At 59.8% G+C, this 11,365-nt stretch carries 8 protein-coding genes; 6 read left to right on the forward strand and 2 right to left on the reverse strand.

Annotation, left to right across the window (positions count from 1 at the left end; all coding sequences use genetic code 11):
- Positions 1-99 precede the first annotated feature (99 nt).
- Positions 100-2,271: a hypothetical protein gene (locus ACFE7X_RS09465; RefSeq protein WP_375435432.1), complete on the reverse strand. Its 2,172-nt coding sequence runs from the start codon at positions 2,269-2,271 to the stop codon at positions 100-102.
- Between the two features lie 725 nt (positions 2,272-2,996).
- Here ACFE7X_RS09465 and ACFE7X_RS09470 point away from each other — a divergent pair.
- The 4 genes from ACFE7X_RS09470 to ACFE7X_RS09485 all read left to right on the forward strand — a co-directional run bounded on the left by ACFE7X_RS09470 (position 2,997) and on the right by ACFE7X_RS09485 (position 6,616).
- A complete protein-coding gene (locus tag ACFE7X_RS09470) occupies positions 2,997-4,097 on the forward strand; it encodes a sensor histidine kinase (RefSeq protein ID WP_375435433.1) in 1,101 nt (366 codons plus the stop codon).
- A 37-nt stretch (positions 4,098-4,134) separates the two neighbouring features.
- Positions 4,135-4,929, forward strand: coding sequence for a LytR/AlgR family response regulator transcription factor (locus ACFE7X_RS09475; RefSeq protein WP_375435434.1), 795 nt, complete (start codon positions 4,135-4,137; stop codon positions 4,927-4,929).
- A gap of 512 nt (positions 4,930-5,441) precedes the next feature.
- Entirely contained in the window at positions 5,442-5,726 is a 285-nt protein-coding gene (locus ACFE7X_RS09480) for a hypothetical protein (RefSeq protein WP_375435435.1), read from the forward strand.
- Positions 5,727-5,938: 212 nt separating this feature from the next.
- The gene (locus tag ACFE7X_RS09485) at positions 5,939-6,616 is read left to right on the forward strand and encodes an RNA polymerase sigma factor (protein WP_375435436.1); all 678 of its coding nucleotides are present in this window, start codon (positions 5,939-5,941) and stop codon (positions 6,614-6,616) included.
- A 110-nt stretch (positions 6,617-6,726) separates the two neighbouring features.
- Here ACFE7X_RS09485 and ACFE7X_RS09490 read toward each other — a convergent pair whose 3' ends face one another.
- On the reverse strand, positions 6,727-7,224 hold the full coding sequence (locus ACFE7X_RS09490) for a hypothetical protein (RefSeq protein ID WP_375435437.1): 498 nt from the start codon (positions 7,222-7,224) through the stop codon (positions 6,727-6,729).
- A 277-nt stretch (positions 7,225-7,501) separates the two neighbouring features.
- Here ACFE7X_RS09490 and ACFE7X_RS09495 point away from each other — a divergent pair, with 277 nt between their 5' ends.
- Positions 7,502-9,886, forward strand: coding sequence for a DUF5682 family protein (locus ACFE7X_RS09495; RefSeq protein WP_375435438.1), 2,385 nt, complete (start codon positions 7,502-7,504; stop codon positions 9,884-9,886).
- A 221-nt stretch (positions 9,887-10,107) separates the two neighbouring features.
- Positions 10,108-11,304 (forward strand): type IX secretion system outer membrane channel protein PorV, encoded by a 1,197-nt coding sequence (gene porV, locus ACFE7X_RS09500; RefSeq protein WP_375435439.1) that lies wholly within the window; start codon positions 10,108-10,110, stop codon positions 11,302-11,304.
- Positions 11,305-11,365 lie beyond the last annotated feature (61 nt).

Raw genomic sequence — 11,365 nt, forward strand, 5'->3', positions numbered from 1 at the left:
GTTCCTAACAATTAAGCGGTAAGGGTTGGCCAGAGACCCTGCCACCCTACTTTGAGTACAACAAACGGAACCGCCCGCTAGCTACTTGGGGTGCCTCCCTTATTCGTCTTCGATGAGTTGCTGCGCTATCTGGGCCGGCACGCCCACGCTGTGCAGCAGCCCCACAAACAAGCTATGTTGCCAGACCGTGAAAACCGAGTGTTGCAAGTTGCGCGTGGCCCGCGCCCGACCCGGTAGCAGCTTACCCCGGCGCGGGTTGTTGTCGCGCACGACGAGGCCGTTGAGCAACGTGGTACCGACCCGGGTAAGCAGGTTTTTCCGCTTGGGCCCGCGGGCTTTCAGCATCGTCACTTTCAAATCGGAATAGTGAGCCCACACGGTACCCCAGCCGCGGCGGCGGTTGAAGTCGAGCGCAAAGCGAATGGCTTGCACCTGCCCTTTGCGAATAGCCAGCGCCGCCACTTCCGCCGTCATCGGATTAAGAATAGCCAGTGGGGCGGCCCCGAACCGGCCGCTCAGGCGATGCGCTCCGCTGGTAGCCAGCAGGTTGGCCACCAGCTTTACGTCCACCCGGCACCGGTTTTGCAGCCACGCCGTGGCGTGCCCGATGGCCGGGTGCGCCGCGTTCATTCGGCGAGGGTCGTTGGTGATATTCGTGAGGGTAACCGAGAAACGGGTTAAGCTCAGGCGGCCCGGCACCGGATTGTCGGCAGACCGGTACTCGGTATACAGCGTCCCCCGGCGGAGCGTCACGCGGCGGATATCCATTCGGAAAGGCAGTTTGCCCAGGGCCTCGGGCGTCATGGCGGAGGTTCTGGGGTCGGGGGGAAAGCGGCCATCGCTGAGCACCTGCAACCGTCCTGCCCGCACTTCTAGCTCCTGCATGCGCAGCTGTCCTCGCCGGGTGAAAGCCGGAAAATCAAATCCGTGCAGGGCAACATAAGGCAGCAAGGCGGTGATGTGCGGCGTTTCATACCCTTTCTGCCGGTTCAGGGCCGTTGCCGACAAGGTGGGCAGCACATGAAGACCCTGAATAACGAGCTTGCCGGTTTTGGTTTCCAGATCCAGCTGCCGGTAAGCTAGCTTGTAATCTGGCCCATCCAGCAGGGAACGGATGGGCCCGGTGTGCAGCCGCCAGTTGCGCGCGTAATACAGCCGGCCCGCCGCGCCGGCACTGGCGCTGTCTATTCGCACATCGGTGCCGCGAATGGCAATATCTTGCAGATTGGGGTGTTGTTTCAGCCCCAGGATATACAGGGAGCCGCGCGTTAGCGCGAAGTGCGTGAGGGTGAGTTGCCGCAGCCAAGGGGCCAGCATTTCGTGCAAGGGCTTGGGCGTCACGGTTGGGGCCGCCAAGCCTATGCGCGGCGCCGTCAGGCGGAGGGTATCAGCATGCAGCCGACGGGTGGCGAGCCGTTCGGCCCGAAAACCGGCGGCTACCAGGCGCGGCAGCAACACAGCAAGGCGAGGCTCGCGGGTACGCTGGTCGCTGACGGGTTGCAGGGGATGCACCACCAGGGAATCGAGCTGTAGCCGCTGCCGGCGCGAGGAAAACCGGATGGCGCCCAAAGCTAGCTGATGCTTGAAGGCCACGATTCGACCACCCGTTAGCCCAACTGCCAGCGTCCTCGCGTAGGCAAGGCGTTGCGTATCAGCAGCCCCAGCTTGGCTGAGTAATACGTCGCGCAGCACAACATCGCCGCGCCGGAAGGAAATGGAATCTTCGACCAGTGGCCGGTAAGCCGCCTGCACCCGCCGGACACTCAGCTGCGCAACCCGTACCCCCGGCAGCCCGAAGGGGAGTTGCCGGTACAAAGGCAGGTTGGGGCTTTTCCCAGCCGGCCATGGCGAGGAAACCCGAACAAATAAGGAATCCAGCGCAAGGCAGTCAACCGGTACTATTTGGCGCTGAAGCACTTGCCAGAGCCCGACCCCCAGCACATCCAAGCGGGCCAGCTCCAGGCGCACAACGGGTAAACGGGTTGCTTCGGCGCTGAGCTCGTGGCCGGTCCGCGTGCGCAGGCGCAGGTTGCGGAGTTGGAGCGTGCCCTGCCAAATGCGCGTGTGCAAGGCACCTACTCGCAGCTCGTAGCGCCCACCCGACTGCGTGGCGACCTGCTTTTCTAGCAGACGGCGCAGCCAGGGGTCCAGGGCCCATAAGCCAAGTCCGACCAGCAGAAGCAACAAGCCGACACTCAGTGAAATCCACTGTCCCCAGCTAAGCCGGGAAACGCCAGGAGCGACAGGTGCAAACGCGCTTTTATCGGCCATGGATCAGGAAAATAAAGAGAATAGGTGCTGCTGCCGGCCGCCGCCCAGCGCCTGCTAGAGGTCGGTGGCGGCCTGAAACTGCTGGAATTGGTTGTTGACCCTGTTCAGCTCGGTGGCAAGCTTTGCTGAAAAGTGAGCACAGCGGTGCAGGTGGCCGAGCTGTACTTCTCAAGCCGGGTAGCCGGACGGTTGCACACCACAACGTGAGCAGCCCTGCAACGAGAACCTAAACCTGACTGAATTCGCCTAATTAGTTGCCCAATCCACCCGTAGCCGCTCTCAACGAAAGCGGTGGTGCGCAGTAGCTTAGCTGTCCTTGCCTTAAAAACTGGGTAATCGGATAATGACGGGGCCCACTCCCCTGGCGGAAATTAGAAGAACCCGGCAACTTCTCCCAGCTACAGGCTGCCCAGCCGGCCTACCACGTTACGTCTGCGCCTTCAGGGTACGTATGGGCGAGTTCAGGCCTTGGTTCGCTGCCTTCGGGTTGGTTCTGCTTGCTGCACGGTGAGTTGCGAGCGTACTTAACAGCACGGATGCTTCTCGCGCGCAAAAGCAGCAAGTAGACCGGTCGGTTGAGGGCGGCGGTTTGCACCGGTAGTGGCGGCCCCCGGTTGCTGGCCGCTATTCCGTAAGATTGCAACCGGCCGCGTAGTAGTTGATGTGGCTACCCGACTTGGTTTTGTGCGCAAGCCCACGTACTGTCTCTCCTAGTTCTTTCCACCATGCCGCTTTCCCCGGATTCCGGCCCGCCTCGTGCGGCCGCTCCCGCCCTCATTGCTCCGCGCCAGTATCTGCGGATCACTTTTCTGACGGGTGTCGCCATGGCATTGCTGAGTTTGCCCGGGCAACTGCGCCAGCCTGGTGCCACCCCGGTGCACGTAGGGCTTCAGTTTGCGCAAGCTTTGCTCTTCACCGACTTGATGCTGGCCCTGAATTACTTTCTGCGCTACAGCAATTCCGCCGTGCAGCGCTGGCTGCGCCGGCAACCCCAGCGCCGCAACCTTGTCATCCGAGTTGGGCTAAACCTGTTGCTGGCAGCCCCCCTCGGAACGCTGCTGCGCCTGATTATTGTGCGACTGGGCTATGGCCGGGAAAGTGTTTCCTGGGGGCTTACGCTTCTCTCGTCGTTGCTGTTTGCCGTCACCATTTTGGTGGTCGATTACTTTATTGAAGTAAACGAGCGCAGTAGCCGCCTGACGCAGGAAAATGAATACCTGAAAAGAGAGCAGCTCCAGGCCCGCTACGAAAGCCTAAAGCAGCAGCTCAGCCCGCATTTCCTGTTCAACTCACTTTCTACGCTGCGCTGGCTGATTCACGACAACCCCGACGCCGCGGAACGCTTCGTAGAGGAAATGTCGCACGTATACCGCTATTTGCTGCAATACGGGGCTCAGGATGCCGTGCCGCTGCGCGATGAAGTTGCCTTTTTGCGCTCCTATATGTATCTGTTGCAGATGCGTTTCGGCGAGAGACTTCGCCTGGAAATCGACCTGCCCGACGACGTGCTCAGCCGCCTCGTACCCCCGCTCGCTCTGCAAACCTTGGTGGAAAACGCCGTGAAGCACAACGCCGTCAGCCGCCACTATCCTTTGCGAATCCAAGTGGCCATGGGGCAGCCAAACTCGCTGTGGATTCGCAACTCGCGCCGTCCTCGTATCACGCAGGAACCGAGCAGCGGAGTAGGACTGCGCAATCTGGCCAACCGCGTCCGTATTCTGCACCAAGCCAATTTGCTGGTGGAAGAAGATGCCGAAGAATTTCGCGTGTGCGTCCCGCTGCCCGAATCATCCTTGGAGCCGGCCAGCCCGAAACCACCCAACTAGCCCCGTAACCCGACATTCGCTCTTATTTATTTGCCTTATGAATGCGCTCATCATCGAAGACGAACAGGCCGCGGCCCACTCGCTACAGCGGTTACTGAAAGAGCTCCGGCCGACGTTGCAGGTTCTAGACAAGTTGGAATCGGTGGAGGAAGCGGTGAGGTGGCTGGAAGAGCATCCGGCCCCCGAGTTGATTTTCATGGATATTCACCTCGAAGACGGCAACAGCTTCGAGATTTTCCGGCGGACCACCGTCACGAGTCCGGTCATTTTCACGACGGCCTACGACGAGCACGCGCTGGAAGCCTTCCGGGCCAACGGCGTCGATTACCTACTCAAGCCCTTGACCCGGGCCGATTTGCAGCGCAGCTTCGATAAACTTGATGCCTTGCGCCAGGGCGGGCAACCCGGCACCGCCCCAACGGCCGCCCCGCCTGATTTCACGCAGCTTTTGCGGAGCGTACAGCAGCAATTGAATGGCGGCGGCACGCACTTCAAAGCCAGCTGGCTGATCCCGCATAAAACCAAGCTTGTCCCGGTGGCCGCCACCGACGTCGCCTATTTTGCTATTCGGCACGGGCTGGTGTTTCTGACCACCCAAGCCGGGCAGGAATACCAGATAGAGCATACGCTGGATGAGTTGGAAAGCCAAGTTGACCCTTCGCGCTTCTTCCGGGCCAATCGTCAGGTGCTGTTTGCCCGGCCTAGCTTGGTGGAACTAGAGCCTTACTACAACGGCCGGATGCTGGTGCACTTGCGGCCCGCCGCCCGCGAAGCCGTCATCGTAAGCAAGCCACGCGTGACCGAACTCAAAGCCTGGGTGAATGCCGGCTGAAGTTAAACCGCGCACCGCGCTAGCACTCAGGCAGCTTCGGGGTGGCTTCACCCCTTAATTAAGCTGCCTGACCCTGGTTGCAATAGCCTTACCAAAGCAAAGGGAGGTACTTGCCGCTTGTAACGAATACGTCCCATGCCGAATCTTCGCTTTCCCTCCCGCTCCCTGGTGTTCTATGCGCTGCGGTTGCTGTTCTTACAGGTCCTGCTAGCGGCACTCATCATCGGATTAGCTTCTTTGTAGCTTCTCTTTGGCACGCAACTCTACGCCGGCAAGCCGTATGCCCGCCTGCTGAAGAGCCGGCCTCGGCTCCCCTGCTTCTTTCCATGGCTATGCCGGACGTGGGCTATCGTTCGTCCGCGCTATCGGCGAGTTCAGGTACGAATGGAGCGGATTCACCGCCTTATTCCTGACGCTGGGCTGGTGCAGTGCGTTGTTTATACTACAATACGAGTACCCACGGTAAGCGTCGGCTGGCTGGCACCGGCTGTTTGTTCACTTATCCCTTTCTGATGCGCTCTGCTATTCAACAACAAGTTCTCTTTCAGCTAGCTAAAACAGACTATCCGCTAGAACCTTGGCACCGGCCCGCCCACCTGACCGACGATCTGCACTTGGGGTGGGCCTCACAAACAGCCTTTGTGGAATGGCTGGAGCAGCATTTCGGAATTGACATCTTGGAGTCGGAACGGCACACGTTGCGCACCTTGCGAGATGTGTGCTTGTGCGTAGAAAGTCATTTGAGAGGCTGCGAGAGCCCATTTGGCAGACTACTGACGCTGCTTGCCGTGCGGTAGCAGGCCACGTTTGTCCCGTCCTATAGGGCCGGGGCACGAACCAAACTACACCACCAAGCCATCGGAACGCAACGATTCACCTCCCTTCTCTAATTATCGCACTGGCTCAGAGATTTTTGCAGGCTACTTGCCATTGACTACAGAGTCACTACTAGTAGCCCCAGGTCCGCGCTCGGCTGCTTCTAGCCTGCGTGCTTGCTTTTCCTACTGCTATGGCAAATAACTCAACCACGTCATCGGCAATGTCTGCCCCAGACCGACCCGTCTCCCTTGGGGGCCAGCCTGGTTCACCCCTGCCCTTTTCGGCTATCACCCGGCGCGATTTCGCCTTGATTAGGCGGATTCTGGAGGAGCAGGACGAGAAAGCCTACGCGGACCTGTTGACCATCTACACCCCCTCAGTGCGCCGAATTGTGCTGCGCATCATTCGTCAACCGGAAGCGGTGGAAGATCTGACGATGGAAATCTTCACCCGCGCCTTTCGGTATTTGCCCACTTTTAAGCCTCTGTTTGCTTTCAGTACGTGGCTGTTTCGCATCGCCACCAACTACTGCATCGACTTTGTGCGGCGTCGGCGCATCAAGACCGTTTCTCTGCACAGCGTGAAGAAGACGGATACCGCAAACGAGTGGGCTTTCGACTATGCCGATGACGCGCCAACGCCGCAAGAGGCGCTCATTCAGCTTCAGCGCTCGGACGGTCTGCGGCAGGTCGTTGCTCGGCTGCCCCCTAAATACCGGTGTTTAGTGCAGTTGCGCTATTTCGAGGAGCTAACCTATGAGGAAATAGCCGTGCGGCAGCAGCTTCCGCTTGGCACTATTAAAGCACAATTGCACCGCGGCCGGGAATTGCTACGGCAACTAATGGCAAACCAAAACGAAAGTATCTGACGGCCGAATAACGCCACACTGAACCCCGCCAGCCGCGATTCCCCGGCCGAGGCCAGGGAAGGCAGCGTCACAATCAGGCAAGAAAACAAGAAACAGGGAGGTAGTTTACCTTACTCAGGGACGTTCACTTCCGTTGGATGGAGTTGCTGATAGAGCAGTTGGGCGGCAGCTTCGAGCAGGGGCAGGTCGGTGGTGCGCTCCTGGCAGCGTTGCAGATCGTAGTGGCAAAGCGTGCCGTACGCTCGCCCGTAGGCGTCGCGGATAAGCACGCCGCAGTAGGAGATAACCGGCGTATCCACCCCGCTAGCCAGCGGGTTGGTGGTGGCATCCAGGATTTCTAGTGGCGCCTGCTGGCGGCCAACCAGCGAACAGTACGTAACCGCCATCGGCACGTCTGCTCCCTGCCGTACACTTGGTTGATTTCGGTCAAACAAAACTTCGTTGCGCAAGGTGTCGCCGTCGAAGCGAAAAAGACCCGTGTAGCGGTGCGGAGTTCGACTATTGAGGTAATCCAAGGCCGCATGCACGCCCTGCTGGTGTAGCAGCTCGGTAAAGGCGCTGATTTCGGGCTGCATACCATGCTCGTTGCTCGGATTGTTTGGACTCATAAAAGGAAAGATAGCACTTCTTTTTGGCTGAATCCAACGCGGCCGGCACTGCGTTTGTTCCCAGCTTTTCAATTAGCTCGCATAGGCTGGCACCGGGGGAGCCTAGGGAGGCCGGACGAACAACAAAACGAGAGCCGCCGCGGATTCTCACTGAGTTGGTGGTCAACAGGTAGGGTAGCCGGAAGGTAATTTGGGAAGCTACTCTCAGAAAAAGGCTTTAACTAATGGCCCTAACTTTTTGCCTGAAAATATTACCGGCATCCTCCTATCCGCCACCATGCCTACGCCTGACCTCCGCCTTTTCGGTATCCGCCACCACGGTCCCGGCAGCGCTGCCAGTTTGCGCAAAGCCCTCCACGAGTTCCGGCCCGACATCGTGCTGCTCGAATGCCCCGCCGATGGCGAAGCGGCCGTGCAAACCATCATTCAGCACCCGGACCTGCGGCTGCCGGTGGCGCTGCTGCTCTACAATCCCAAGCAGTACCAGCAGGCTTCGTTTCTGCCCTTTGCTTCCTTCTCGCCCGAAACGCAGGTGCTCCGCTACTGCCACGAGCACGGCGCCCATCTGCGCTGCATGGATTTGCCGGCCGCGCTGCGGTTTGCGCTGCCCGATGCTGTGGAGGATGTGCCAGCGGGGACCTCACCCCCTAGCTCCCAAAGAGAGGAGGAACTAGCTACTAGTGCTAACCTGGAGGTGCAAGAACAGGTGACAGCACCCGAGGAACTAGAGGTACCAGCAAAACTAGAGCTAGAAAAAAAGCTAGAAGCTAGTCCCCCCTCTCTTTCGGAGAGGGGGCTAGGGGGTGAGGCGCCCGTTGAGCAAGTCCGCCGCGACCCTATTTCCTACCTCGCGGAGTTGGATGGCTACGCCGACGGGGAGCGGTGGTGGGAGTTGCGCTTCGAGCACAGCGCCGGCCACGCCAATACCTTCGAGGCGGTGCTGAATATGATGACGGCCTTGCGCGAGGAACTGGCCTTGCCGGAGAGCCCGGAAACCTTGCTCCGCGAAGCCTTCATGCGCGAGACCTTGCGCAACACGCTCAAGCAAGGCTACCAGCGCGTAGCGGTGGTGTGCGGGGCCTGGCACGCGCCCGTGCTGCAACCCGAGTTGCTGAAGCGCGAAGACAAAGCCCTCCTCAAAGGCTTAAAGAAAGTACCAATCGAAGCCACCTGGATTCCGTGGACCTACGAGCGGCTTTCGTACAGTTCGGGTTACGGGGCAGGCGTGCTGTCGCCGGCCTGGTACGAGTTGCTGTTCACCGAGCAACACACCGAAGTGGTAACGCACTGGATGGTGCGGGCGGCGCGGCTCTTGCGCGGGCAGGACCTAGATGCTTCGTCGGCGCATGCTATTGAGGGAGTCCGGCTGGCCGAAACGCTGGCTGCGGTGCGGAGCCGGGCGCTGCCGGGCATCGAGGAGTTGCAGGAAGCGGCCGTGGCTGTTCTCGGCGGTGGCTACGAGGAGGCGCTGAGCTTGGTGCACCGGGAACTGGTGATTGGGGTGTGCATGGGCGAAGTACCCACTGAGCTGCCCGCCACGCCCTTGCAGCAGGATCTGGCGCAGCAACAGCGCCTTACCCGCCTCAAGCCCGAAGCCGCCGCCCGCACCCTCGACCTGGATTTGCGCAAGGAGCTGGATTTAGGCCGCAGCCATTTGCTGCACCGGCTGCGGCTGCTGGACGTGCCGTGGGGCCAGCCGCGCCGCGCGCAAGGCAAAGCCGGCACTTTCCACGAGCTGTGGGAACTGCAATGGCAGCCCGAATATGCCCTCCGCGTGCTGGACGCCGGCCGCTGGGGCAATACCATTCTGGCTGCCGCCGTGGGCCGCGCCCGCCAGCGCGCCACTGAGGCCCCCGACCTCGAAACCATAAGCCACCTGCTGGAAGAAGCGTTGCAAGCCGACCTCGGCCCCGCTATATTGGCGCTGGTGGCCCGCCTGGAAACCCTTTCGGCCAGCACCCGCGACGCGACGCACTTACTGGCCGCCCTGCCGCCGCTCGTAAACGTGCTGCGCTACGGCAATGTGCGCCGCACCGAAACCGCGCAGGTGGCGCAGGTGGTCCACCACCTCATACCGCGCCTGTGCATCGGACTGCCCCTTGCCTGCACCGGCCTCGATTACGACGCGGCCCGCCAATTGCTACCGCGCATCGAAGCCACGCACCAGGCTATTCGGCTGCTTCAGGATACTGCGCAGGAAGCAGACTGGTACGCGGCCCTGACCGGGGTGCTCCGCAACTCCGCCAGTTCCGGTTTGCTGGCCGGGGCTGCTGGCCGCCTGCTCTTCGATGCCCAGCAGCTTTCCTCGGAAGACGCCGGCACAGCCCTTGGGCTGGCCCTGGCTCCCGCGCAGCCTACCGCTTACGCCACCGCCTGGATTGAGGGCTTCCTGAGCGGCAGCGGCCAACTTCTGCTCCACCACCGCCCCCTCTTCGCCCTGCTCGACCAATGGCTGGGTGAGCTGAACGAAGACACGTTTCGCGAAATCGTGCCCCTGTTGCGCCGCGCCTTCACCGACTTCAGCGGGCCGGAGCGCCGCCAGCTTCTGGAACTGGCCGTGCAAGGCGGTAAGCTCGTAGTTGCTCACGCAGTGGCAGAAGATTTCGATTGGGAGCGAGGACAACGGGTGCTGCCGATGCTACGGGAACTACTGGGGTTCTAGTGGCAGCTAGGATAATGGGGTGAAGACAGGGAGCCAGAGGAACGGCATGCGGCGCGCAACGACGCATGACGGCCTGGAATAATCATACCACCTGACTGCTCACAAACCCCAGCTAAAGTTTTGCCTGGGTACAATATCTGATGTTTCTAATAGGTTATAGAGTTGCTGCCCAGCTTAGCTGCAACTGCTTTCTTATCCATCCTATTATTTCAGCAAGCTCTATGACTTATTCACCGCTGGCCCACTATGGGGCTCTGTTGCTTTGTGCACTAGGCACACCCTTCCTAGCCACTGCCCAACAAACGCCTCAAACGCTTAGCACGGCTGTTCCGATTCTGACCCTCAGCCCCGATGCGCGCTCGGCCGCACTGGGCGAAGCCGGAGTGGCCTCGTCTCCCGATGCCAACGCGGCCTACTTCAACGCGGGTAAGCTTGGGTTCGCGCCAGACCGTTTCAGTTTCTCACCCTCCTATTCGCCGTGGCTAAGTTCTATCACGCGGAAAGGAGGCCTGTGGTATCTATCAGGGTATGGCCGGCTGGGGCAGCGCTCCACTTTGGGCGCCAGCGTGATGTATTTCGACCTTGGTTCGCTATTTCCCAATGCCGTCCAAATACGTGGTAACGAGACGGCCTACAGTGTTTCTTATGGCTGTAAATTCGGTGAGCATCTGGGGGTGGGCGCTACAGCACGCTACATTCGTTCCACTCTCACGCTGGTTGGCGCCGATGCCAAGCCGGGCAACGCCGTGGCTATGGATTTGGGCGTCTACTACACCAAAGACATACCAGCGGGTGCCAATGGCTACACCCTGGCGCTCGGCGCTTCTGTTGCCAATATTGGCAACAAAATGACCTATACCAATCCGTCTCAAAGTGACTTTTTACCTACAAACCTGAAGATCGGCACGGCCCTCACGCGGACATTCAGCGCCTCTCACAAACTGACGCTCGTGGTGGATGCCAACAAGCTCTTGGTACCTAGCCCTTATTACGAAGAAGGCCCTACTCCTACTACTCCTGCCGAAATAGCAGCCAGAGACGCCCGCGTTAAAGAGGAAAACGATAGACGTCGCGCTAAAGGACTTGCTGCCGGCGTGTTTGGCTCGTTCAGTGATGCCCCCGGCGGCTTCCGAGAGGAGCTGCGCGAAATCAATTTGTCTACTGGCCTGGAGTACGTCTACCAGAACGCCGTGTTTGCGCGCACTGGCTATTTCTACGAGAACCCTAAAAAGGGCGACCGGAACTATCTGAGTTTCGGGGTCGGCGGACGGTACCGGGCCTTCGGCATCGACGGAGCTTACCTGATTCCTAATTCAAGGAACAATCCATTGGCGCAAACCTTGCGGGTCTCGTTGCACGTTTCCTTGAACAAGCAGGATTTAGCGTTAGGCCCTCAGAAAAGCAAGGCAAATATATAATAAATACATAAGCAGTCCAGCTAGCTGATTGGGGCAGAAGAGGAAGCCGGTTTTTCGAGTT

The organism is uncultured Hymenobacter sp., from assembly GCF_964242765.1.
In the GTDB taxonomy this organism is placed as follows: domain Bacteria; phylum Bacteroidota; class Bacteroidia; order Cytophagales; family Hymenobacteraceae; genus Hymenobacter.